The organism is Chroococcidiopsis sp. CCNUC1, assembly GCF_023546805.1.
GTDB lineage: Bacteria > Cyanobacteriota > Cyanobacteriia > Cyanobacteriales > Chroococcidiopsidaceae > Chroococcidiopsis > Chroococcidiopsis thermalis.
Genome location: NZ_CP097480.1, coordinates 2,058,988 through 2,084,004, shown reverse-complemented (window position 1 = coordinate 2,084,004; position 25,017 = coordinate 2,058,988). Strand labels below are relative to the sequence as shown.

Sequence of the window (25,017 nt, the reverse complement as noted above, 5' to 3'; positions counted from 1 at the left end):
GGGGAAGAGAGCTGAGGAAGCTTATGATGCTCTCGGGAGCTGAGGGGAGAAGAGAGCTGAGGGAGCAATTCACGCATTCACGCATTAATTCCGAATTCCGAATTCCGAATTCTTCCCACGCATTACTCATAAGGCAATTAGGCAAAAGCCGACGATCCTAAATCTGGAGGGATATCTTGCCAGCGTCCTTGTCCAACTGCTTGTATAGCTTGTTTGAGGGAAATATCGCCAGTATACAAGGCACGACCGACGATCGCACCCGTAACGCCAAGAGGTTCTAAAGCTAGGAGGCTGAGTAAGTCGGTGACAGAACTTACACCTCCAGAAGCGATGACGGGAATCGATAAACTTGTGGCTAACTCTCGTAGTGCATCCAAGTTGGGTCCAGCAAGAGTTCCATCGCGATGAATATCAGTGTAAATAATTGCTGCCGCACCCAGTTGTTGCATTCGCTGGGCTAAATCTGCGGCTAAGACTTCCGAAGTTTCCAACCAGCCGCGTGTAGCTACCTTACCATTACGGGCATCAATACCAACAACAATTCGCCCTGGAAATTCTTGACACAGACTAGCTACTAACTGGGGTTGTTCTACAGCTACAGTACCCAAAATAACTCGCTGTACGCCTAATTCTAAGAGTTGGGCAACGCTAGCGCGATCGCGCAATCCGCCACCAACTTGAATCGGTACTGACACTGCCTCTACAATAGCCGCGATCGCCTCCAGATTAACGGGTTTACCTGCTTTCGCGCCATCTAAATCGACGACATGCAGCCACGTAGCACCTTGGCTAGTCCACTGTTGCGCAACATCAGCCGGATTATCGTGAAAAACCTGGGAGCGATCGTAATCTCCCTGATACAGTCGCACGCAGCGACCTTCAAGTAAATCTATGGCGGGAAAAAGATTCATAAGTCAGTTATCAGTGATCGATTATCAGTGTAGAGACGTTACATGTAACGTCTCTACAAAATCATTTCCTCAAAGCTTGTCGAAAACCCAAAACAATCAGAATATTAGAGAGAGTTAAAAATACTTCAGCACTACCATGCAACCAGTCAACATTGGCAAGAGATTCGCCGTAATGGACTTGGGCATAAATTCCAGCAGGGATAGTGACGGCGACAAATACCAAAGTACCGTAGAAGCCGAATAATGCTAGACGCGGCAATTGTTGAGAGCGAGTTATAAACCAGAGAAAGCCTAGATAGGGAAAAAGAGAGAGCGCGAAGAGGGTTTCTTTTGAAATCATTAGAGATAAGCAGAAGGCAGAAGGCAGAAGGCAAATGTATTGTACGTTTAATTATTATCCTTCTACTTAGAAGAAATCTTGCTGTGCGATCGCATTACTGGCGATCGCGTCGAACGCCATAGCAACCAACCAGCAGCTAATAACGTGAAATTTCCGATTAAAGTCATACTAGCTTGAAGCATTACCAACCATTCTAGGGATTTGGCATTGTCGAAGAAGTGCCAAGTACAGGCACACATGGCACTAATTAAAGCAGGTAGCATTGCCAGAGAAAACGCATACCAAGCGCGGTTGCCCACAACCTCGCCATAACTCCAAATTAACCAAATGGCGATCGCCCATTCGATGACACTAGAGACGTGAATAATCCAGGTTGGAATTGAGAGTGCGTGCATGATGAGGGAGCAGGGGAAGAGAGCTGGGGAAGCTGAGGGAGCTGAGAGAGCTGAGGGAGAAAAAACACCTGTCAATGTCACTCTCTACTGATAACTGATAACTGTTAACTGCCAACATACAGCCAATATATTATAAAGTTTTTATCAAGTTTGGATTAAGTCAAGATTGAGGGGTGACGGATGTGAGGCAGATAAGGGTGGTATTGTGCGGTTATTACGGCAAAGGTAATGGCGGTGATGAGGCGTTGCTGGCAACACTGTTGCAAATGCTACCTAAACATGTCACACCTATTGTTCTGTCTGGTAATCCAACGCAGACGCAGGAGCGCTATCAAGTAGAAGCTTGCGATCGCATGGCTTTTTCTCCTGTGTGGAAAACCTTGCAGCAGTCTGATGCTTTTATTTGGGGTGGGGGCAGTATTATGCAAGATTCTACTAGTGCCATCAGCCCGTTTTACTACGGTGGATTAATGACTCTGGCGCAAAAGTTAGGGTTAAAAACTATGGCTTGGGCGCAGGGAATTGGTCCTTTAAAAAGTCCGCTAACCCGATGGTTGACAAAACAGACATTTGCTGGGTGTACGGGGGTGAGCGTCCGCGATCGCGGTTCGGCTAGTTTGCTGACTGATTGGCAGATTCCCCACCTACAAGCACCCGATCCGGTGTGGGCATTGGAAGCCGGAGCTGTACCTGGGTTGTGGGATTTACCAGCACCGAGAGTTGCCGTAACTTTGCGATCGCACCCACAATTAACTCCCAATCGCCTTGCTAATTTGACTCGCGCTTTAGCTGACTTTCAACGGGCAACAGATACCTGCATTTTGTTAGTGCCATTTCAATTATCGCAAGACTTAGCGATCGCTCAAGCGATTCAGCCACAATTACCAGGGGCAAATCAAATCCTCTACCTCGAAGATCCGAAAAGTTTAAAAGGCGTATTTCGCGGCGTAGAAATGGCAATTGGAATGCGCTTTCATAGCTTAATTATGGCAGCTGCGGAAGGTTGCCGCTGTTTTGCCATCAGCTACGATCCAAAAGTCGATCGCCTGATGGCAGAACTATCTATACCTGGATGGGATGTCGCTCACATTCCCGACGACCCCAATATTATCAGCCAAACTTGGATCGAGCATTATGCCAACGGCGATCCTTTAAGTCCAGACCAAATTCAGTCTTTAGTAGACAGAGCCTACATGCATCGTGAATTGCTCAGGGAAGTTTTGCAATAGTAGTTGTCGTTTGTCATTTGTCATTGGCAAGAACCGTAGGGGCGGGTTTAGCAAGAGATTTACGGCATAAGACAACACATCTCCGGTCAAAACCCGCCCCTACAAGCGTCGTAGGGGAAAAAGAGATTTCGGGTCAACCCGCCCGTACAAGAGTAAGAGGCAAGAGGATTTTATATTTCTGGTCACTGGTCACTAGTCACCAGCCACTCTCTACTGACAACTAATTTCACAGCAACCGTAACTGTCCGTCAGTATGACTTGCATCGATTCCAGTTCCTGGGGCAGACTCTAACCAAGTTTCTGTATCGGCTGCTAATAATTGTTGGGCAGCTACCATCATTTGAGCGGTAATATCTTTCAAGTCCTCGCGATTATCTAGATAAGTTTTTAAAGCATCAAGGGGATCGATACTGCTACTCGCGTCTAATTGCGGTAAACGCGGTCGTGCTAGCTGACTGATCAGCTCTGGTTGAATTGTATAACTGTGAGCAGAACTGAGAACTTGATGAAGTGCTGCATTATCAATTAAGTCGATTTGATCGGAGCGGAGTTTGTAAATTAGTCTGACGACTGCATCGGTAATATTCTTTTTCGCGATCGCTTTGATTAAAGCTGCTTGCGGATCGGCTGCATTGGCTACATCGACGTTAATGGTACAAAAAGGACGAACTGGTAGCGGGCAGAACTCCCATTTGGTACTACCCCGCTGTAGTTCTATCATCACGTAGCCTTTGTCTTCTTTTTCTTCGCTAAAATCGACTCGCTCGATACTACCAGGGTAAATAATTGGCGGTTCGTTAGATGGGTTGAGGTTTTGATGGCGGTGGACGTGTCCGAGGGCAACATAGTCAAACTCGGGACGAGTTAGAAGAGACAGGGGAATAGTAAAACCTTTCCCTACAGCTAAGAAGCGCTCAGCACCATAGGAAGCATTATCGATCATCAAATGACCTAGAAGTACTGTCGGAATCTTGGGGTCGAGCCGACGAATTTCTCCTTCTAAGGCAGCACGCAAGCGATCGATCAATAACTGGTTGACATCGGCGAGGGATAAACCTTCTGTTTCTGGACGAGTCAGGAGAGTGGAACGAGTCAGCCAGGGGAGAGTGATGACTTGAACTGTACCATTGTTTGTTTGAATGTGATGGGTCATCAAGCGATCGCCCACCATAAACCCTGGTACGCCCAAAGTCCGATAAATGCACAAACTCGCCCCCCCTTGCCCTTGGGAATGCTGGTCGTGGTTGCCTACCAATAATACGGTAGGAACCCGCGCATCAACCAAGCGACGAAATTGACTGGCAAATTTTTCTTGAATATAAGGGGGTGGCGTGGCATCGGGAAAAGCATCCCCACCAAACAGCACCAAATCCACTGGTTCTTCTAACGCGCGATCGATACAGCGCGATAAAGTCTTGACAAAATCTTCCAAGCGTGTATTCAATCCAGTTTCAGGATTGAGCCGACCGTGGGAAAAGCTACTTCCCATGTGGATGTCTGAAAGATGGAGGATTTTAATCATAGGAGTCAGGAGTCAGGAGTCAGGAGTCAGGAGTCAGGAGTCAGGAGTCAAGAGAGAAGAATAGTAAGCATCTAATAGCTTGCTAACTTCTTCAAGTAGAAGGCATAACTCTAAGCTATCGCCTTAGCCGAGGTCTTTTGCCAAAATCAGGTAATAGCGGCACTCCTCGACAGAGCCTTGGGCAATATTCATAAACCGTGCTTTATCAGTTTTGTTTTTCTTCTTAAATCCTTCTGCAATATTGGCAGGAATAGAAATTGCCGCTCTCCTAAATTGAGAAGTCAAGCCATACAATTCTGTTTTAGGAAAGTTTTCGCTGAAACGATATACTGCTAAAACAAATTGATGAGCTTTTTGCCAAACAATTAAGTCTTGGAAGACCCTTGCTGGTATTCTCTTCATTCTGACTCCTGACTCCTGACTTCTGGCTCCTTCAAATATGAATTCCGCATTCAGTCTTGTCAGAACCCCTCCAGCGTCCGGCGCGTTCGTCTTCGCCTTCGGCTACGGGTGTGGTAATCGGTTCGTCGCCGATACTGGGATAGCCTTGGTCGTGGAGCGGATTGTAAATGACGTTATGCTCGAAAACATAAGCCCAAGTTTCTTTGCGCGTCCAAGAAGCGATGGGATTGACTTTGAGGCGCTGTTGACTGTCGAGTTCAAAAACGGGCATATCAGAACGGGTACGCGCCTGATCGCGTCGCCGTCCGGTAATCCAAGCTACAGCGTTGAGTTCGGCTAGTCCTCGTTGCAGAGGTTCGATTTTGGTCAAGTGGTGAAATTGCTGAATGTCGCTATCCCATAGGGCTTCGCCATATTTGGCAGCAAAAGCAGCCCGAGTATCCACATCTGGAGTTTTATAAACTTGCAGATCCAAGTCGTACAAGTCTTTGACTTTGGAGACTAGCTCTAAAGTCTGGGGAAAGTGGTGTAAAGTGTCGAGAAACATAACTGGGGTGCGGTGCTTGAGTTCGCGGTAGAGAATATCGGTGATGACGATATCATCTACGTTGAAAGCGCTGGTTTGTACTAACCCTGTAGGAATGTTCTCGACACACCAGGCAAGAATTTTGCTAGGATGAGCTGTCTCATATTTGCGATTTAGCTCATCTAGATCGAAATTAGGTGTTTGGATAGAAGATGTTGAAACAGTCATCTGCGCAATGATGTGAATAGTTCTGCATATTCAACAATAACGGAAATCAGTTATCAGTTATCAGTGATTAGTGGTTGGTGACTAGTGGCTAGTGGAACTAGAATTGCTTCCCCAGCTCAAGAGCAGCTCTCTTTCTCGACTTACGACTTACGACTTACAACTTAAGTTTATGCACTTAATTCTCTATAGCAAACCTGAATGTCATTTGTGTGAAGGCTTGCAGGAAAAGCTAGCACAAATTTTAGCTACACACCAAGAACTATCATTGGAAGTCCGCGATATCGCACTACAGGATGATTGGTGGCAAGCATATCAATACGAAGTACCCGTTTTATTTCTGTGTAGCGACGACGGGCGATCGCTCCTTCTACCTCGCCCGTCTCCTCGCGCTACAGTGGGGCAAATTCAACAGATGCTTCAGAAATATGTAAATCATCATGAAGCAAAATAGGTGCAATTGAAAGCTGGGATTAAGCTAGCTAGTTAACAGTTATCAGTCATCAATTATCAGTGACCATCAACTCCCAACTACCAATTACCAATTACCAAATCATGAAGTTAGGCGAATTGTTAGCAAAAGTTGACAGTATCGAACAACTACCCCAGCACCCAGCTTTAGATCTGGAGGTGAAGGGTTTAACGACAAATTCTCATGCTTGCCAAGTTGGCGATCTCTTTATTGGAATGCCAGGAACGCGGGTGGATGGAGGAGAGTTTTGGCAAAGCGCGATCGCGAGTGGGGCGATCGCGGCTTTAGTCTCTTCTCAGGTAGCCTTGAAGAGAGCTGAGGGAGCCCAGGGAACTGAGGGGGCTTGTATTATTGCCGCTAGGGATATGGTTCGAGCTTGCGCTGAGGTGGCGGCTGCTTTTTACGGCTATCCAGCTACGCAAATGAGGTTGGTGGGGGTGACGGGAACAAATGGTAAAACGACCACCACCCATTTAATCGAATTTTTCCTCCAACAAGCAAAGTTATCTACAGCCTTATTTGGAACTCTTTATTCTCGTTGGGCGGGTTTCGAGCAAACAGCAGCTCATACTACGCCATTTGCTGTAGAACTGCAACAGCAATTAGCTAACGCCGTGCAAGCGGGGACTCAAGTAGCGGTGATGGAAGTCAGTTCTCATGCTTTAGCACAAGGACGAGTTTTAGGGTGTCCGTTTGAAGTGGGGGTGTTTACCAATCTGACTCAAGATCACCTAGACTTCCACCGCGATATGGAAGACTATTTTGCGGCAAAAGCCTTGCTATTCAGTCCCGATTATCTCCAAGGACGAGCAGTTATTAACACAGACGATCCCTACGGACAAAGATTAATTAAACAACTACCACCGGAACGGGTGTGGAGCTATAGCGTCCAAGCTGGAACAGCCGACTTCTGTTTGAGCGATTTGGGTTACGAACCAACGGGAGTGAGCGGTAAATTACACACACCCGCAGGAGAAGTAGAATTTCGATCGCCACTCGTGGGTCAATATAATTTAGCCAATTTACTCGCAGCAGTAGCAGCCGCTTTACACTTGGGCGTAGATTTACAACTCATCGCTAACGTATTGCCGCAGTTTGCCGGAGTCCCTGGGAGAATGGAGCGGGTGCAAGTGAGTCCCCATCAGGATATCAGCGCGATCGTCGATTATGCTCATACGCCAGATAGTTTAGAAAACTTGTTAAAAGCAGCTCGACCGTTTATTCCAGGTAAGATGATTTGCGTGTTTGGCTGTGGCGGCGATCGCGATCGCACAAAGCGCCCGAAAATGGGTAAAATCGCCGCCGATTTAGCAGATGTCGTTTACGTCACTTCTGATAATCCCCGCACCGAAGACCCTGAAAGAATTCTCCAAGATATTCTCGCTGGAATTCCCAACACAATAGACCCATTTGTCATTGGCGATCGCGCTACAGCAATTCAAACGGCAATTCAACAAGCCCAATCCGGCGATGGCGTACTCATTGCTGGCAAAGGTCACGAAGACTACCAAATTTTAGGTACGGAAAAAATCCACTTTGACGATCGCGAACAGGCGAGGAATGCGCTAAGAATTCGGAATTCGGAATTTGGAATTCGGAATTTGGAAGTGGGGTAAGCGGCTGGTGGCTAGTGGCTGGTGACTAGTAGAATTGCTTCCTTGTCTCCCTTGTCTTCCTTGTCTTCCTTGTCTTCCTTGTCCCCCTTGTCTCCTTAGCCCCTAACTCCTAATAATGGAAATCTCCCTTTATCGACTGGCTCTGAGTATAGAACAACCACCATCGCCGATGTTGGTGAGTCCGGCAACCTTGCTTTCCTTGGTAGAATCGGTGATGGAATTACTGGTAGAAAAGCAAATCTCAGCGACACTATGGCTGAAGTTACCATCAGGGAAAGTTTGGTATGCTTCGATTCAGCGCTATCACGAGCAGGTGAGAGTTTCTGACAAAACCTATGTTTGCTACGGACAGGAAACTGCGATCGCTCAATTGTCTGGTTTCCCAATGGTTCCAGTCCAATTATTACCAAATAGCCATTTGCGGCGGGACTATTTTCTCATCGTCCATTCGCCTCAATTCTGCTGTATGGTGCTGGCACATCGATCGCGACTGAAACGCAAAAAGGGAAAAACTAAGGAAAACGATCGCCAAAAGAAATTTTTACCCTTGCTGAGCCTTTGTTCGTTTGAGGGACGAGTCTTACAGGAGGTACTCAAGGGAATCGGTCATGTCGTGGCTCAAAGCGTGCGTTGGAAGCTAGCGCAGCACAAGCAGCCAGCGATCGCCCCAGAGGTGATGAACAATTGGGAGACGCTGTTTGCTTGTCCGTCCGCACCCGATCCGGTGTTGTTAGAGCGCTTATTTGCTAAACAAGTCCAGCAACAAGATGCCACTCGCCGAAGTACGTTTGACGAACTCACTGGCACTTTAAAACGGCAAAATCAAGCTTTAACAAATACCTTAACTCGTAAAGATGAATCGTTCGGTAGGATGTGCGAAGAACTCCGCACTCCGCTGACACATATGAAAACGGCTTTGAGTCTTTTAAATTCTCCTCACCTCAAACCACCGCAAAAACAACGCTATTTGCAGATTCTAAGTAGCGAGTGCGATCGCCAAAATTCTTTAATTAACGGTTTATTAGAATTAGTTCAATTAGACAGAACGGCAGAACAAACAGTTTTACAACCATTGAAACTGAGTGAAATTATTCCAGGGGTGGTTAGCACTTATCAACCTCTAGCTCAAGAAAAAGGCATTATGCTTGCCTACACTGTCTCTCCCGATTTGCCTTCTATTTTCTGCTCTAACAATTGGTTACGACAAATCGCTATTAATTTGTTACACAACAGTATTAAATTTACTCCTACAGGTGGGCAAGTGTGGGTTAAAGCCTGTATTCAAGGCGAATACGTGCAATTAGAATTTCGCGATACGGGAATTGGTATTTCACCTAACGAGATCCCCAAAATCTTCGATCGCTTTTATCGGGTGCGTTCTGTTTCCAGCGAAGATATAGGCGGTGCAGGGCTAGGGTTAACGATCGTCCAACAACTTTTACTCCGCTGTGGTGGTTCCATTTCGGTTAAAAGTAAAGTCGGTGAAGGTTCTATTTTCAATGTCTTGTTACCCATAGCTCCAACTAAGTGAGATGTATGGATGAAAATAGATGAGAAGGCTCGTACTAAAGGTTATTCAGATATTTCTGGCTATTATTATTTTCTGGGTTGCAGCAGGATTTGGTTCAGCATTATTTTACGCTTTCACTTCGCCTTATCCGAGCTGTAGTATCAGACAATATTTTCCTTGTTCTCTACAATTAGGGTACTTTTTTTATACTTTTGTACTATTTTTAATATTTAACCCGTTTGCGTGGTTTCAGCCATCTTTAAAATATTTGCCTCTAACGTTATCTGGAATAGCTTGTGGAACTATATCGGTAATTTATTTTTTTAAAATTGCAAAATTTATCCCTCATCAGCTAAATCTAGCTAACGCTTCTCCGAATAATAGAAGACAGACGAATAGAAAAAGACAATATCTAACCTTTATTGCGATCGCAACTACACTTTTGGCAGGAATGGTTTCTCTACAGTTCAAACTTACAACTAATAGCAATAGTGCAAGTAATTTACCAAAAGAACTTGGAAACGTGCAAGTCCTCACTTCAATCGTTCAACCAGGACTAATGGAAGGATGCTACTTGTCTATTTTTGAGCTAGAACCAAGTGTTTCTCATAAAATTCAAGAAATTGGTATTACTTATTTTGACAGTGACGCAAAGCTGAGAGCTAACATTTCCTTAAAAAATAAAGATAAAAACCCATATTCTCAGTGGAAATATACGCCTGTACCTGAAGATAGCTATTCTGGTGCTTTGAGTTGTGGAGAGACTGACGAAAAGCTAATTGATCGGATTTGGAGGGGCATGGAGAGTGCTGGCGGTTACTACATAATGACAAAGAATAAAGAGGGAGTCATCGTAGTTTTACCAAATGAAAACCTAGCAGCAGAACTCTATTATGGGTAAGGAGAAAAAGAAAGCGTCAGTGTGTGAGTTAAAAATGGAAACAATCGATGAGGCACAATACGAACAACGACATTTAGAAAGCTGTCAAGATTATGAGTTGATTCTTAATACTAAAGGGTACGATTGCATTGAGAAATATTGCGATCGCTATGTTAGAAAAAATTGTCGCGAAATTCTGCTACCTTCTGGAAACAACCTTCAGATTCTCAATTTGACTTGGCTGCATGATTTAAGTACAGAAGTCGAACACAGTTGCGCTGAACCTCTAACAGCAAAATTTTATCTTGCCGGAAATCTCAGAACCATCACGCCTGGAATTAAAGATAAATATGTCAAAGACGATTATCTTGAAAAAACAGGTGAAAATTACTTAATTCTACTTACCAGAGATCGCTGAAATCGAGCAAGCTAAAGCCGAAACTGCTGAGATATTAATTAGAATTGCTTTTGACTTAAATTTCTTTAGGTCGTTTAATACAGACTCGGAATCTTTACCCGAACCGTTACAACTGCTGCTAGAAACTGACACTCCGCCTCGGTTTCACCTTCCAGTGGGAAAAATTACCCCGCAAATGCACCTTGCTTTGCAGCAAATTCTCGATTGTCCTCATCAAGGCATGATGCAGCGGATGTATTTAGAAAGTAAGGTACTCGAACTGCTATGTTTGCAGTTAACTCAACTCGTCGAAAGCAATGGGAGACAAGCTAACAGTTTCAAACCAACTGACGTAGAGCGAATTTACCAGGCAAGGGAAATTTTACTCCAAAATCACGTCAACCCACCTGCACTGATGGATTTGGCGCAACAAGTTGGACTGAACCACATGAAGTTGGAACAAGGTTTTCGCGAGATTTTCGGCACAACAGCATTTGGCTATTTGCGCGACTACCGTTTGCAGCAAGCATATTTGTTGTTGCGAGATGGCAAGCTGAATGTAGAAGCAGTAGCAAATAAAGTTGGCTATTCTCATTTAGGTCACTTTACTAACGCCTTCCGGCGCAAGTTTGGCATAACTCCTGGTGCTTGTCGCGCTGGGAGAAAGATTGTTACTGACTTGTAACTTTTCTGCTATGGATCGAAATTTATCTTCTAGGGCATAGACTTGAGCTTCGGTAATTACGTAGACTACCCACTAGCTTATTTGCAAATCTTTTTTGATAAGGATTTGCGTCAAGATTGCCGTGAGGAGTATAGTAAGTGTTGCAACCTGGACAATATGGGATTTTGAGCTTGAAAGCTTCTTGGCTGCTTGCTGTTTTGCTGTTAACTGAGCCAGCGATCGCTAAAACTGACGCGAAAACTGAGGTAGATTTAGCAGCACCGATGTCCGAGCAGATGCAAGCTAATCTCAAGAAGAATAATAAAAGTTTTTATACTAATACTCCAGCGATCGCGGCTCAGCCACAACCTAATGAGACGGGTAAGTCAGATTCGGTGCAAGTAACGGGTATCAAGCTGAATCCAACGCCAAACGGCTTGGAAATGATTCTAGAAACCGCTGATGGAACCTCACCCCAAGTTTTGACCTATGGTTACAAACAGACTTGGGTAGCAAATATTATCAACGCCCAACTGCGTCTACCCGAAGGTAAGATTTTTCGTCAGAATAATCCAGTTGCAGGTATTACTTCTGTTACCGTTAGCCAACTTGCTACTAACAGTATTCGAGTCACGGTGACGGGGACATCGATCCCAACAGGACAGATAGTAACAAGGAATCGCACCTTGGTACTGAGTTTAGCTGCACCCACAACCCCTACAGCCCAAAAACCAGCGCCAGCAACACCGCCAGCGCCAAAACCGGATATTCAGCCAAAACCAGAGGCAACACCATCAGAACCAAAGAATATACAGCAGCCATCCCAGCCAGCACCAGGGGAAGAAACTGAAATTGTGGTGACGGGGGAACGAGAAGTAGAGGGATATAACGCACCAGATGCATCAACTGCTACCAAAACGGATACACCTTTACGGGACATTCCTCAGTCAATTCAAGTCATTCCTCGCCAGGTAATTGAAGACCAGCAAGTAACAGAAATTTCAGATGCTCTGCGGAATGTTTCAGGTGTGACTCCACGAGTAGATTATGGCTTTTCGTATACCTACAATATTCGAGGATTTAGCGATTCTAGAACCCTGAGAAATGGATTCCGTATTGAAGCGCCGACAATTGCCCCTAGTGGCATCGAGCGAGTGGAAGTTTTGAAGGGTCCAGCTTCAGTATTGTACGGTCAAGTAGAGCCAGGGGGAATTATAAATTTTGTTACCAAAAAACCCCTCAGCAATCCTTACTATGCAGTTGAGTTTACGGCTGGTAGCTACAACTTTTACGAACCATCTATTGACTTTTCTGGACCATTGACTGCTGATGGAAAACTATTATATCGCTTGAATGCCTCTTACCAAAACTTTGGGAGTTTTATTGATTTTGTTGATGGAGAAATTCTCTCGATCGCACCTGTAATTAGCTATAAAATTGGCGATGCAACTACTCTGACTTTAGAGTATGAATATTTATATTCCGATCGCACGTACAATGATGGGCTGCCAATAGATCCAGTTACATTTGAGCTTCCCATTAGTCGATATTTAGGAGAACCAGGCGATCGCATTGATGAGACTACCAATAATCTCATCCTCAGCTTTGACCATCGCTTTGACGACAATATTAGTCTTCGCACTGCTTTTGGAGCTTCTTTTTCGGAAGGGGAAGATGTAGCTTGTCGAGTGTCTGAGTACGATCCAGAAACTCAGGAAGTATCTCGATTTTGTGTAACAGATGGCTCTGAATATGACGATGTTTATTCTTGGCAAACCGATTTGGTGGCTAAATTCAACACTGGGTCAGTGCAGCATCAACTACTACTGGGGCTAGAGCTATCTCAACGCAATAACGGCTATGAAAACTTTGAGGCTAGTGGAGCTAACATTAATGTCTTCGACCCCGTGTATGGCGAACCAATTCCACCTTCAGATTACTCTTTTAAAGACGATTTTACTTCTAACGCGGTTGGGTTGTATCTGCAAAATCAAATCGCGTTATTGCCCAATCTAAAACTACTAATAGGGGGTAGATTTGATTTTATCAATTTTGAATCTGAAGGCTACGAACAAACTGTAGGAGAAGAGAGAATTGAAAGATCTAACGATTTTGATGACAATGCATTCTCTCCGCGTGTGGGATTAGTTTATCAACCGATTGAACCGATTTCTCTCTATGCTAGTTATAGTCGTTCTTTTGTTCCCAATAATACGACAACAGCTAGCGGAGAACTAATTGAACCAACTCGCGGCACGCAATACGAAGCCGGAATTAAAGCTGAATTAGGGAATCTCTCAGCAACTCTAGCAGCTTATGAAATTACGAAAACTAATATTCTGACAACCGATCCCGACAACCCAGATTTCTCAATTGGAGTCGGAGAAGTAAAAAGTCGCGGGATTGAATTCGATCTGGGAGGAGAAATTCTACCTGGATGGAATCTAGTTGCCTCTGCTTTTATCAATGATGCTTTTGTGACTGAAGATAACAATCTTCCTGTTGATGACGTACTCACAAATGCTCCAGCAGAAGGGGCTAGTTTATGGACGACTTATGAAATTCAACGTGGCAATTTACAAGGATTAGGTTTTGGTGTGGGAGTATTTTATGTAGGCGATCGCGAAGCCGAATTACCTAACGAACTCGTACTTCCCTCCTACGTGCGTGCCGATGCCAGTATTTTCTACAAGCGCGATAACTGGAGAGTGGGGCTGAATTTCAAGAATTTATTTGATACTAAATACTACGAATCATCTCAGAATACCGCCTTGATTTACCCAGGTGCGCCTTTTACAGTTTTGGGAACTGTGGCGGTAGAATTTTGACTCCCCTAACCCCTCGCTTTGCCAAGGAGAAGAGAACCGCAGGCGGAGTGAGGCTTTGTGTGCGATCGCAATCTGTCATTTTTGAAATTATCTATAGCTATATGCGTGCAAAACGACTGCGTAATCTTATATTTTCAATTCACCGTTATATCGGCTTAGTTGTCGGGTTAATCCTAATTCTGATTGGCATTACAGGCAGCTTGCTTGTCTTTCACTCAGATATTGACGATTGGATCGTGTCTCAACAATTTGGGGTAGTTATTCCCCAAGGACAACCAATATCAATCGATCGCACCGTGGAAATTGCTCAAGTGGCTCATCCGCAATGGAAAGCTGTAAGCGTTTCCATCCCAAAAAGCGATCGCCACCTCTTCCATGTTGTGATGGAAGAACCGAATGCAAATCCAGATATTTATCTCGATGGCGCTCATCAAGTGTTCGTCAATCCCTATACAGAAAAAGTGATGGGCGATCGCTTAGAAAGATTCAGCTACTATCGCTTTTTGCTTAACCTACACTATCGTTTGTTTGTCGAACAGCCTGGAGTCATTTTGACAGGAATTGTAGCTTTGTTTCTCCTGGTTGCCACAATCACAGGCAGTTTATTGTGGTCTGGTTGGCGCAAACTTTCAGCCGGATTTAAAATCAAATGGAACGCGCATATTAAGCGACGAAACTTTGATTTACACAAAGTTATTGGAATTACAACAGCAGTTTTTCTCTCATTAACTGCCATTACAGGCTTCGGTTGGAACTTTTCAGATTTTACCTATCCAGCAATTCGGGCGGTGACATTTAGCCCAACTCCAAATGACGATCCCGTTACTTCTAAGCCAATATCGGGACAAGCACCTATAACCCTTACTCAAGCCGTCGAGCAAGCCAAAACTGCACTACCAGGAATGCAGCGAATTTCTGTAGATTTGCCTGTGTCCGAAACAGGAGCGATTTCAATCTACGGCTTGTATGGCGAAAGCTGGTCAACTTATGGTGTAGCACACATCGATCGCTACAGCGGAAAAGTTCTTCAAGTTGAAGATTCACGACAGCCAAAATCGTTAGGCGATCGCATTATTAACTCATTTTTCGATTTACATGTTGGTACATTTTGGGGTTTACCATCACGCATTCTCTACGTTTTAGTAGGATTTGCACCCTTAGTTCTATTCATCACTGGCGTTGTCATGTGGCAGCATCGCCGCGAGAATAAGAATAAAAGTAAGTCGGTAAAAATACCAGTACCCAGCAATCGCTAAGCAATCGATCGGCGATCGGTGTAATTGGCGATCGATACCTACCTTCAACTCATTACCTTCGATTCATATATACGGGCGGGTTTAACCGCAGAATCATTTGTGTGATGACAGGTATCCTCAAAAAAAACCCGCCCCTACGACTCCCCGCTCCCAAATAAGGGGAGAAACACCGTCAATACTTCTCCGTGTTGCGGTTTTTGGCGCACGATCAATTTACCACCAATCGATTGAAATAGATGTTTGGTAGCATTGAGATTGAGGCTGATACAGCCAGTTTCGGGCTGAAAAGTAAGCAACTGACCTAAAGATTTGCCAATTGATGTAACAGAGAAACTTTGGGCAGTTTCGTCGTCTTCCCCTGGAAGCTGCGAAAATAATTGTAGCTTCAGTTGATCTCCCGCAGGAATCACTTGTACCTGAATGTGACTGCCAGCTGGTAAACTGCGAGTGAAGTTTTCAATTAATCCCGTCAGTACCCGATCCAACATACTTGGATGACTGATCACCGTCGGCATCTGTTGCGGTAAAATGACATCTAAAGTCATGCTGCGCCGTTTTGCACTCTGTTGCCAGCGAGGAATACTTTGCTGCAACAACTGCTCTAAAGATGTAGCAATTAAATAATTATTATTGTTGCCATCTGAAGCTGATGTTTCCAATTCTGCGGCTTGAAACATCAATTCCATGCGATCGATCTGTTCTCGACACTCATGTTCGATCGCCTCTAAGCGTTTTTGCACATCGCTAGACAAGTCTCGTCGCTTCAATAACAGGCGAATCAGCGTGCGAATTGTCGTCAAAGGCGTGCGAACTTCGTGAGCAAATGCTTGCAGGAGTTCTAAATCGGGACGGGAATGGGGAGTTGGGAGTCGGGAGTCGGGAGTCGGGAGTTGAAAGTCAAGAAGATTATCGTTGTTCTTGACTTTTGATTTTTGACTTTTGACTTTTGCATTGTCCCCTTGTCCTTCCTCTGGTTCTGGCAAATACTTTAGTAACAGACGGCTAAATTGAGCCACGATCCGGTAATCTGGGGCAACGGGAGCATATTTATGGGCGATCGCATCGAGTTGCAATAGTAGATATCGGGGGCTAGTGAGAGCCACTCGCGCCCGCAGCGTCTGCCATGCCTGCGCAACTATCTCCGGTTCAAATGCAAACATAAATACTGGGTCGTTATTGCCATCTACCCCAGCAACCATCACCAAGCTAAAACTATCTGTCAAAACCAAGCAAAACTGTTCCTTTGCTAGCGGATCTCCCGGTAGCAAGGGTATAGTCGTACTACCAGGGGGATCGATTTCTACTGCTACAGGTAAAGGATCGGATTTTGCTTGAGACTTGGCTACATCAGACTTGGTTGCAGCTGGCGGGAGTTGAAACGGTCTTCCTCCAGATAACTTCAGCCACTCTGCGGTAAACACTCCAGTTTGAAAGTTAGCCAGCAACTCTTTTTGACTCAAAATTGGTGCTGGACCAGCTAAAACGATGCCTCGATCGCCTTTAAATCCTAAAGAGTTTGACGGGGAACCAAGACTATCTAACAATAGCTGTTCGAGTGCGGCGATCGCCCCACTCCACTCTTTCACGACTTTGAGCCGTTTAGATGCAGCACTGGTATGGCGAATGACTTCTGTTTCCAACTCTGGAGTGTAGTAGCCAATCTCATCCGCTCTGCTCTTGGTAATAATTTCCCTTATAGTTGGTAAAGTCCACATTTGCACCAGCGATCGCCCCCTCTCACAGCTAGCAACTCTCCGTTCCGTTCCGCTTTTCTAGATAGTTCTACTTTTGCTACTCAATAAGAGAGTATCGAGATTTTGGCACTAGCGACAGGCGTAAAACCGAACTTTAGTCTTCGCAATTTCCTGAACTAGGAAGGGATTGTCGATCGTTGGTAATGGGTAATGGGTAATGGGTAATGGGTAATAGGCAAGAAGCAATCCACCACTATCCCATTACTTGAGTTCGATCGCGAAGCTTATTAACTATTTTGACTTTTGACTTTTGACTTTTGACTTTTCTACGATTCTCTCCCAGATGCCCAGAGATCTCGCCACTTAACCGTCCCTTCGCTAGCAACAACCCAACGTCGAGCCACAATATTTTCTCGTAATGGCGATCGCCCTTCCCGCAACATGGCATATTTGTAAGTAATTAACTTACCAGCACTCTCCTCGAAGGGAATTTCCGCAAACCAAGTATTGGCATTAATGTACTCTAGGGGGTAAGCTTTGCCAATATCCCAGTTTCCTAGTTCTGGACAATCGCCCATCACCACAATTCTTTCACCGAGTTGAGTGTTGACCCCATTTAATTGCACTCTAACTAAAGTTTTAGCTTTTGCCCTTTCCCCAATATGACTGAGAACGATGACATCTCTTCGTCCCAGTTCTAAATTGCGGATCTCGCCGTTCTCCACTGTAAATTTGCGCCGCGTTAACACGCAAGTATGCTCGCCATCTGGTAAGTCTGTCATGACTGTATCAATCGTGACGGTTTCACCCCGAGTCATGGCAACAAAGCAGGTACACTCACCATATCTTCTGACATAGCAGTAGACATCTGGGGTAATATATCGCTGCTGATGGCTACCAACTGATACGGCTGGGTTGAGTCGCCGCAAGCCAGAAAGCAAGCGAATATAACGATAGATTTCAGTGTCGTTGTCCCAACTCGTCATCATCGGTCGGTTGTAGGGATCGTTTCCGCCATTTGTATCGTCGTGAAGATACTGTTCCGTACCGTAGTAGATGCAAGGGATACCACGAGATGTCATGATTAGGGCGATCGCCACTCGTAGCATTTCCGGGTCGGCATTAAGCGACTGAAAACGCGGCATATCGTGGTTATCGATAAACGTGACTAACTCTGTTGCCCCGTTATAGCGGTAATCGAGATCGAAAACATCTTGGATTAGTTGAAATCCACCCTCAGCGCCTTGTGCCAAAGCGCCTCGAATTGCTACGCATAGACCAAAATCGAGCATGGACATACCCGAACAGTTGGCAAATTCTACCGAGAGATCGTCGAGTGGATGGCTGAAAATCCATTCACCAAAGACAAACACATCTGGTCTATGGGCTTGAATATCGGCGATAAACTCTTGCCAAAACCAAATTGGCATATGCTTGACTGTATCTACCCGCAAAGCATCCACGCCTCGATCTAGCCACTGCTTAATTGCCAATTTGATGTAATTACGATAGTCGTTGTTGTTCTCGTTAAATGTGGCTAAACCGGAAAGTTCGCAGTTCTGTACTTGCCATTCATCTTCCCAATTGGAGACTTCACCGTAATGATGATACCAATGATCTTTATCATCATTAAAGTCGGCAATTTTTACGCCATCGTCATATAATTCTCCCTTGACTCCGCTAATGTCAGGGCTACTATGGTTGCAGACAATATCGAGAATTAACTTCATCTTTCGCTTGTGTAGTTCGTCAATCAAGCGATCGAAGGTGGTATTTCTAGTTTCTTGAGTTTTGTTCAGGGATGGATCTTCATCTTGACCGATAAATCGCGGGTTCAAGCGTTTGAAGTCTTTCGTCCAGTAGCCGTGAATTGCCGCACTTTCGATAAATAAATCTTCAATTTGCTCGAATAAAGGAGTCAGCCAAATTGCTGTCACTCCCATGCCTTTAAGATAATCGAGTTTATCGATAATTCCTTGTAAGTCACCACCCCAATACTTCCCCCATTCTTGAGCATTGGGATCGTATAGTTCTGGGTTAGGACCTTCGCTATTGTTTGGATCGCCATCATAAAAGCGATCGACTACCACAAAGTAAATTGTTTCTTGACGAAATTCGATATCTCTGGTGTAAAGAAACTCTAGATCGATCTCTGTTTCTTGTTGAGGTGCTGTAATTAAAGTATCTATTTCTACTTTTGGATCGGTCAGTTCGTGTTGAGCAGGAGTCGCTTTAACCGTGGGAAGTGTTTCCATAAGGTTTAGTGAGTTCTATATTTTTCAAATTGCGAGCGCATCTATGCACGAGTTGGTTTTGCTTTTGGCTCCTGTCGTTTTTCAGCGAGATAACATGCCAACCAACTATTTTTTTGCAGGCAATTGTTAAAATATGTTAATCACGAAAACTCTATCATCTATCGTGGGAAGTAATTTTATAGCGGTTTTTCGATTGGGTAAAACACACGCTCTCTCTGGGGCGCACAGAGAAAGCGCCCCTACAAATGTCACGCACGCAATCGAGAATTGCTATTATAGTGACTTTAGCACTTCGGAGAAGCAGAACGTTGTTCGTCACTAGAATATTTAGTATCGGTAGCGGGTTCACTACTCAATCTTGACTTAGCAATTCTCTGTATAGTTATTCCCGGTATCTGTACTCAACTGCAAAATTTTAGCTCCCCTCAAAACTGCGATCGCCATGCAATTTTGAGGGGAGCTTTATGTTATTTAACAAATTTAGCAAACTTTCTTCACACAAAAATCGCCATCTAGCTCATAGAAGAACCACTGCGATCGTAGTTAGCCGAGAAGGTGGGGTGGGGTTTGCCTTGAATATGATTCCAATATTCTGTCGTACCTTCAAAACCAATTTCAGCTGCTGCACGGTTCAACATCGATTGCTGACGGTTTTTGACTACGTGGTGGTGACGCATCATCAACGCCCGAGCTTGTTCTTGAGTAGACATAATTTATTCCTCTTTATATTTTTCTGTTTACTTTCACTTTTTTACTATAGCAGGTAATTCTGTATCCAAAAATACAAAATGGCTATTTTTAATATTTCTTAACATAGTTCTCAGAAAAGTGAGGAGTGAGGAGCGAGGAGTGAGGGGAAGAAAAGAGCTGCTCTTGAGCTGAGGGAGAGTCGCCCATCTCAGGGGGAGAAGAGAGTTGCGGAGCAACTACCAACTACCAACTGCCAACCATCAACCATCAACTGTCAACCGTTCATCCTTATCCCTCATAATGGGAATAGTGGATAAAATTTGCTTTCCCAAAATCCGATCGCCGTTTTACTTGATGAAATATGTTTGATGCACTTGCCGATCGCCTAGAATCTGCCTGGAAAAAGCTGCGGGGACAAGATAAGATTTCCCATGCCAATATTCAAGAGGCATTGCGGGAGGTACGCCGCGCCTTATTGGAGGCGGATGTCAATTTGCAGGTAGTCAAAGATTTTATTGCTGACGTGGAAACTAAGGCACAAGGAGCCGAGGTACTTTCTGGGGTTAGACCCGACCAGCAATTCATCAAAGTTGTTTATGACGAACTGGTAGAAGTGATGGGGGAAACCAACGTTCCCCTCGCACAGGCAGACGCAGCCCCTACCATTGTTTTGATGGCAGGTTTACAGGGGACGGGAAAAACCACCGCTACAGCAAAATTAGCATTACATCTACGCAAGCAAGACCTCAGTTGCTTGATGGTAGCGACAGACGTATATCGTCCCGCCGCGATCGATCAGTTGGTGACTCTGGGTAAGCAAATTGACGTACCCGTGTTTGAAATGGGTAGCAATGCCGACCCCGTAGAGATTGCGCGAGAAGGTGTCGAACAAGCCAAAGCACAAGGGGTAGATACAGTTATTATCGATACCGCTGGTCGCCTGCAAATTGACCAAGACATGATGGCGGAGTTGATTCGTGTTAAAGAAGCCGTGCAACCCCACGAAACGCTGTTGGTAGTGGATGCGATGACGGGTCAAGAAGCAGCCAATCTCACCCGCACTTTCCACGAACAAGTCGGTATTACTGGGGCAATTCTCACCAAGCTGGACGGTGACAGCCGAGGTGGAGCAGCGCTTTCAGTTCGACGAATCTCGGGACAGCCGATTAAGTTCGTCGGTGTCGGGGAAAAAGTAGAAGCACTACAACCCTTTTACCCCGATCGCATGGCATCGCGCATTTTAGGTATGGGCGACGTGCTGACGCTCGTAGAAAAAGCCCAAGAAGAATTTGATCTTGCCGATGCTGAGAAAATGCAAGAGAAAATTCTCTCGGCAAAATTTGACTTCACCGACTTTCTGAAGCAGATGCGGCTGCTGAAGAACATGGGTTCTTTGGGTGGCATCATGAAGCTAATTCCTGGCATGAATAAGATGTCGGACGACCAGCTGAAGCAGGGTGAAACCCAGCTCAAACGCTGCGAAGCGATGATCAATTCCATGACCAAGCAGGAACGTAAAGACCCCGATCTATTATCTAGTTCCCCCAGCCGTCGCCGCCGGATTGCCAGAGGTTCTGGTTATAAAGAAAGCGACGTGAGCAAACTGGTGAGCGACTTCCAGAGAATGCGAGCCATGATGCAGCAGATGGGTCAAGGCGGCGGCTTCCCAGGTATGCCCAATCTATTCGGTGGTGGCGGCGGTATGGGCGATCCCTATGCTGCTGGTAGTCGTCCTACTCCCCCTGGTTGGCGGGGCTACGCTGGCGGCGCACCCGCTAAGAAAAAGAAGAAAGAGAAGAAGAAAAAGGGGTTTGGGACTTTGTGAGTGGTTAGTGGCTGGTGGCTAGTGGCTTGAAGAATCTAGTCACCAGTCACTAGTCACTGTCAACTGTGATATGATGATCTATTCAGTGAATACAATCTATTAGCCGCCTACAGGAGAAGTTAACCCCAGTATGATCAAACTGCGATTGAAGCGATACGGTAAAAAGCGGGAAGCAAGTTACCGCATTGTGGCGATAAAAAGCAGCGCTCGGCGCGAAGGTCGTGCTTTGGAAGAGCTGGGATTCTACAACCCCAGAACTGACGAAACTAAGCTAGATGTGCCAGGAATCGTAAGGCGGCTCCAACAAGGTGCTCAACCTACTGATACCGTGCGTCACATTTTACAAAAAGCTAATGTCTTTGAACAGCTCAATACCGCAGCCAGCCAATCAACCAACTCATAAGGGCGATCGCACTATAAGTTCAGATCGACAACCAGATTACGCTAAACTAGCGCAATTTTTGATTCAGCCGTTTTTGGAGTCTCCCAACTCGCTAAGCGTGGATTGTGAGTTCTTCCCTAGTACGGCAAAGGTTTGGCTTAGAGTCGCCTTTGAAGGTGAAGACAAGGGGCGAGTTTTTGGTCGCGGCGGACGCAATATTCAAAATATTCGCACGGTTATTGCTGCTGCTGCTGCTATGTCAGGGCATTCAGTATATCTGGATATTTACGGTAGCCAAGCTTTTAATGGTGCGACGAGTGGGGAAGAAACCGGACGTTCATCAGACCGTTCATCTGCGCCAAAATTGAGGGAACAGCGAGGTGAGAGTCCCAAACCCGTGCAAAAACCTCGTTCTCATTAGTCGTTGGTTGATGGTTCCCGCTCGTTTGTAGCTAGTAAGCTAGAAAGGACAAATGAATGATGGCGTAGGGCGAAGCCCTTCCCATAGGGTACGACCAATGACAAATAGAAAACTGGTATGGCAGAGCCTTTAACGATCGCGCTACCAACTCAAGCTGGCGCGATCGCTTTAGCCGGAGAAAATGAAGAAAATTTGAAAACCCTGGCGCGACTCACAGGTGCTACAGTTGTGTTGCGCGGGCAAGAGTTATATATTTACGGCACGGAAAAACAAATTGAGCTAAGCCAGCAGTTAGTGCGATCGCTCGAAGATCTTTGGAGTCAGGGTAAGAGTATTTCAAATGCAGATATCCTGACGGCGCGTCAAGCATTAGATACCCATCGCCAAGGCGAACTGCAAGAATTACAGCGAGACGTTCTCGCTCGTACCCGTCGCGGCGATGAAGTCAGGGCAAAAACTTTTCGCCAGCGTCAGTATATTCAGTACATTCGTACCCATGACTTGACATTTTGCTCTGGTCCTGCTGGTACTGGTAAGACTTATTTAGCAGTGGTAATTGCTGCCCAAGCTTTGTTAGCAAATCAGTACGAACGGTTAATCTTAACTCGTCCAGCCGTGGAAGCTGGGGAAAAACTGGGCTTTTTACCAGGGGATTTGCAACAAAAAGTCGATCCGTTTCTCCGTCCCCTCTACGACGCATTGTATGAGTTTATCGACCAAGAAAAAATGGCTAACCTAATGGAACGGGGAGTCATTGAAGTAGCTCCTCTAGCATATATGCGGGGTCGCACGCTGAATAATGCTTTTGTGATTGTAGATGAGGCGCAGAACACGACACCAGCCCAGATGAAAATGGTGTTAACGCGGTTGGGATTCCGTTCGCGCATGGTTGTGACTGGGGACATGACTCAGACTGACTTACCTTTGCAACAACAATCAGGGTTAACAGTAGCGTTGAAGATTTTGCAACATCTCGAAGGAATTGCTTTTTGCGAGTTTTCTCAAAAAGATGTCGTTCGCAATCCTTTAGTGCAAAGAATTGTTGCGGCTTACGAGCAGTACGAGAAATAATTGATGAGTAATTGGCGATCGCAAATCGCTTCTAGCTTTTTGAGCGAGAGAAATTGCTGATATATAGGATTTGATGATAAATCCTCCATTCGCATTAATTATTTCTGCGATCGCACTCCTTTTCAAATTCTTTTCTCTACTCAGAGATATAGCAAATCAAGCCGTGATAAAATAGATTTTTCTCTTTAAGCATTCTTGCATTCAGATGTTCTGATAAATAGACATTAGGTCAATTCAATATTTACAATTTTTAATTTAAAATTTGTTTCTAGTTTGAATAATTTGAAGCAAATTTTGATATCAAACGGTACTTATACATACGAGTCTCAACAAATTTCAGGGCGATCGCGCATTCAATCCATTTCAATATCTAAGCTTTAAGATAGATGTATAACGTTTAATAAAAAAATCAAAATAATAATTCTGCATACTAAAAAAATTGCCTGAAATCTCGATCGCATCTCGCACTATAGATTCGGTCTGACTATTTTTAAAAGCTGGTTGAAAAAATGAAAGGGAAAAAAGCCGCGATCGCCATTGGTCTATTGGGCGCGATCGGCAGTGCCATTGTCGCTTGCTCGCCAGATAGCCAAAATAACTCTACAGCACAAATCAATCCAAACTCAAAACTGCGATCGCTTGCAATTACTGTAGGCGATCTCAGCAATCCCTTCTTTGTCTTGATGGGACGAGGTGCGGAATCTGAGGCTAAGAAAATTGCTGGAGAAGGGGTACGAACTGCTGTTGTTTCTAGCGGTTACGACCTCAACTTGCAATTCAATCAAATCGAAAACTTTATTGCCGCTAACACGGACTTAATCCTGCTGAATGCTGGCGATAGTGAGGGCATTGCTGCTGCTGTGGAAAAAGCCAAACAAGCAGGCATTACCGTAATCGCAGTCGATACAGGTGCGGGTGGTGGCGTAGATGCTACCGTCACCTCTAATAATCTGCAAGCAGGGCAGATTAGCTGTCAGTATATTGCCGATCGCCTCAAAGGGAAAGGCAATGTTGTAATTGTGAATGGTCCGCCAGTACAATCTGTATTCGATCGCGTCAAAGGTTGCGAACAAGTCTTTGCTCAGTACCCCAACATCAAAATACTTTCTAAAGACCAAAACGCCGAAGGTAGCAGAGATGGTGGTTTAAGGGTCATGAGCGACTTGCTGACATCATTTAACAAAATTGATGCCGTATTTGCGATCAACGATCCGAGCGGAGTTGGTGCAGAACTCGCAGCCAAGCAAGCCAGACGCAACGAGTTTTTCATTGTCGGCGTAGACGGCGCACCGGAAGCAAAACAAGCAATTGAAGACCCCAATAGTATTTTTGTTGCGACTGCTGCTCAAGATCCGCTAGGCATGACGCAAACAGCCGTACGAGTTGGTAACGACATTCTCAATGGCAAGAAGCCGAAGAATCCCGACATATTGATTCCAGTCAGGCTAATTACCAGAGAAAACGTCAAAGACTATAAAGGCTGGCAGTAAGAATTCGGAATTCGGA

22 protein-coding genes and 1 pseudogene are annotated in these 25,017 nt (G+C 45.1%); 14 read left to right on the top strand and 9 right to left on the bottom strand.

Translation table 11 applies throughout. From position 1 onward, the window contains the following. Nucleotides 1-137 precede the first annotated feature (137 nt). The 3 genes from hisA to M5J74_RS09800 form a co-directional block, all read right to left on the bottom strand. On the bottom strand, nucleotides 138-911 hold the full coding sequence (hisA, locus tag M5J74_RS09810; RefSeq protein WP_250016461.1) for a 1-(5-phosphoribosyl)-5-[(5-phosphoribosylamino)methylideneamino]imidazole-4-carboxamide isomerase: 774 nt from the start codon (nucleotides 909-911) through the stop codon (nucleotides 138-140). Nucleotides 912-972: 61 nt separating this feature from the next. Next, entirely contained in the window at nucleotides 973-1,251 is a 279-nt protein-coding gene (locus M5J74_RS09805; protein ID WP_015153932.1) for a DUF3593 domain-containing protein, read from the bottom strand. Nucleotides 1,252-1,313: 62 nt separating this feature from the next. Beyond that, a complete protein-coding gene (locus M5J74_RS09800) occupies nucleotides 1,314-1,646 on the bottom strand; it encodes a DUF2499 domain-containing protein (protein ID WP_106166563.1) in 333 nt (110 codons plus the stop codon). Between the two features lie 191 nt (nucleotides 1,647-1,837). On the opposite strand from M5J74_RS09800, the gene csaB reads away from it, so the two are divergent. Beyond that, complete coding sequence (gene csaB, locus M5J74_RS09795) at nucleotides 1,838-2,875, top strand: polysaccharide pyruvyl transferase CsaB (protein ID WP_371934026.1); 1,038 nt, start codon at nucleotides 1,838-1,840, stop codon at nucleotides 2,873-2,875. Nucleotides 2,876-3,101: 226 nt separating this feature from the next. On the opposite strand, the gene sbcD is transcribed toward csaB, so the two are convergent. The 3 genes and pseudogenes from sbcD to cysH form a co-directional block, all read right to left on the bottom strand. Beyond that, nucleotides 3,102-4,397, bottom strand: coding sequence for an exonuclease subunit SbcD (sbcD, locus tag M5J74_RS09790; RefSeq protein ID WP_250016458.1), 1,296 nt, complete (start codon nucleotides 4,395-4,397; stop codon nucleotides 3,102-3,104). Between the two features lie 33 nt (nucleotides 4,398-4,430). Next, nucleotides 4,431-4,799, bottom strand: a pseudogene (locus M5J74_RS09785) (four helix bundle protein). A 31-nt stretch (nucleotides 4,800-4,830) separates the two neighbouring features. Further along, nucleotides 4,831-5,553, bottom strand: a complete 723-nt coding sequence (gene cysH, locus M5J74_RS09780; RefSeq protein ID WP_015153927.1) for a phosphoadenosine phosphosulfate reductase — start codon at nucleotides 5,551-5,553, stop codon at nucleotides 4,831-4,833. A gap of 169 nt (nucleotides 5,554-5,722) precedes the next feature. Here cysH and M5J74_RS09775 point away from each other — a divergent pair, with 169 nt between their 5' ends. The 8 genes from M5J74_RS09775 (at nucleotide 5,723) to M5J74_RS09740 (ending at nucleotide 15,173) form a co-directional block, all read left to right on the top strand. Then, the gene (locus M5J74_RS09775) at nucleotides 5,723-6,004 is read left to right on the top strand and encodes a glutaredoxin family protein (protein ID WP_106166561.1); all 282 of its coding nucleotides are present in this window, start codon (nucleotides 5,723-5,725) and stop codon (nucleotides 6,002-6,004) included. Nucleotides 6,005-6,105: 101 nt separating this feature from the next. Beyond that, the gene (locus tag M5J74_RS09770; protein WP_371934025.1) at nucleotides 6,106-7,638 is read left to right on the top strand and encodes a UDP-N-acetylmuramoyl-L-alanyl-D-glutamate--2,6-diaminopimelate ligase; all 1,533 of its coding nucleotides are present in this window, start codon (nucleotides 6,106-6,108) and stop codon (nucleotides 7,636-7,638) included. Between the two features lie 115 nt (nucleotides 7,639-7,753). Further along, nucleotides 7,754-9,169 carry a DICT sensory domain-containing protein gene (locus M5J74_RS09765; protein ID WP_106166559.1) on the top strand — a complete coding sequence of 472 codons (1,416 nt, stop codon included), beginning with the start codon at nucleotides 7,754-7,756 and terminating at the stop codon, nucleotides 9,167-9,169. A gap of 19 nt (nucleotides 9,170-9,188) precedes the next feature. Next, complete coding sequence (locus tag M5J74_RS09760; RefSeq protein ID WP_250016455.1) at nucleotides 9,189-10,049, top strand: hypothetical protein; 861 nt, start codon at nucleotides 9,189-9,191, stop codon at nucleotides 10,047-10,049. A 34-nt stretch (nucleotides 10,050-10,083) separates the two neighbouring features. Beyond that, the gene (locus M5J74_RS09755) at nucleotides 10,084-10,446 is read left to right on the top strand and encodes a hypothetical protein (protein WP_250016454.1); all 363 of its coding nucleotides are present in this window, start codon (nucleotides 10,084-10,086) and stop codon (nucleotides 10,444-10,446) included. A gap of 154 nt (nucleotides 10,447-10,600) precedes the next feature. Beyond that, nucleotides 10,601-11,110 carry a helix-turn-helix transcriptional regulator gene (locus M5J74_RS09750; RefSeq protein WP_219888768.1) on the top strand — a complete coding sequence of 170 codons (510 nt, stop codon included), beginning with the start codon at nucleotides 10,601-10,603 and terminating at the stop codon, nucleotides 11,108-11,110. 137 nt (nucleotides 11,111-11,247) lie between these two features. Next, entirely contained in the window at nucleotides 11,248-13,917 is a 2,670-nt protein-coding gene (locus M5J74_RS09745; protein ID WP_250016451.1) for a TonB-dependent siderophore receptor, read from the top strand. Then, nucleotides 13,914-15,173, top strand: coding sequence for a PepSY domain-containing protein (locus M5J74_RS09740; protein WP_250016449.1), 1,260 nt, complete (start codon nucleotides 13,914-13,916; stop codon nucleotides 15,171-15,173). Before M5J74_RS09745 ends, M5J74_RS09740 begins: the two co-directional genes overlap by 4 nt. Before the next feature lie 134 nt (nucleotides 15,174-15,307). Here M5J74_RS09740 and M5J74_RS09735 read toward each other — a convergent pair whose 3' ends face one another. The 3 genes from M5J74_RS09735 to M5J74_RS09725 form a co-directional block, all read right to left on the bottom strand. Continuing rightward, a complete protein-coding gene (locus M5J74_RS09735; RefSeq protein ID WP_250017120.1) occupies nucleotides 15,308-16,888 on the bottom strand; it encodes a sensor histidine kinase KdpD in 1,581 nt (526 codons plus the stop codon). Between the two features lie 305 nt (nucleotides 16,889-17,193). Then, nucleotides 17,194-19,122 (bottom strand): alpha-amylase family glycosyl hydrolase, encoded by a 1,929-nt coding sequence (locus tag M5J74_RS09730; RefSeq protein ID WP_015153919.1) that lies wholly within the window; start codon nucleotides 19,120-19,122, stop codon nucleotides 17,194-17,196. Nucleotides 19,123-19,634: 512 nt separating this feature from the next. Beyond that, the gene (locus M5J74_RS09725) at nucleotides 19,635-19,832 is read right to left on the bottom strand and encodes a hypothetical protein (RefSeq protein WP_015153918.1); all 198 of its coding nucleotides are present in this window, start codon (nucleotides 19,830-19,832) and stop codon (nucleotides 19,635-19,637) included. Between the two features lie 341 nt (nucleotides 19,833-20,173). Here M5J74_RS09725 and ffh point away from each other — a divergent pair, with 341 nt between their 5' ends. The 5 genes from ffh to M5J74_RS09700 all read left to right on the top strand — a co-directional run bounded on the left by ffh (nucleotide 20,174) and on the right by M5J74_RS09700 (nucleotide 25,001). Further along, nucleotides 20,174-21,637 (top strand): signal recognition particle protein, encoded by a 1,464-nt coding sequence (gene ffh / locus M5J74_RS09720; RefSeq protein ID WP_015153917.1) that lies wholly within the window; start codon nucleotides 20,174-20,176, stop codon nucleotides 21,635-21,637. Between the two features lie 130 nt (nucleotides 21,638-21,767). Further along, entirely contained in the window at nucleotides 21,768-22,040 is a 273-nt protein-coding gene (gene rpsP, locus M5J74_RS09715; protein WP_015153916.1) for a 30S ribosomal protein S16, read from the top strand. Next, nucleotides 21,991-22,440: a KH domain-containing protein gene (locus M5J74_RS09710; RefSeq protein ID WP_015153915.1), complete on the top strand. Its 450-nt coding sequence runs from the start codon at nucleotides 21,991-21,993 to the stop codon at nucleotides 22,438-22,440. The genes rpsP and M5J74_RS09710 overlap by 50 nt, the downstream gene beginning before the upstream one ends. Before the next feature lie 117 nt (nucleotides 22,441-22,557). Further along, the gene (locus M5J74_RS09705) at nucleotides 22,558-23,511 is read left to right on the top strand and encodes a PhoH family protein (protein WP_015153914.1); all 954 of its coding nucleotides are present in this window, start codon (nucleotides 22,558-22,560) and stop codon (nucleotides 23,509-23,511) included. A 509-nt stretch (nucleotides 23,512-24,020) separates the two neighbouring features. Further along, on the top strand, nucleotides 24,021-25,001 hold the full coding sequence (locus tag M5J74_RS09700) for an ABC transporter substrate-binding protein (protein ID WP_106168664.1): 981 nt from the start codon (nucleotides 24,021-24,023) through the stop codon (nucleotides 24,999-25,001). The last annotated feature ends 16 nt before the right edge of the window (nucleotides 25,002-25,017 follow it).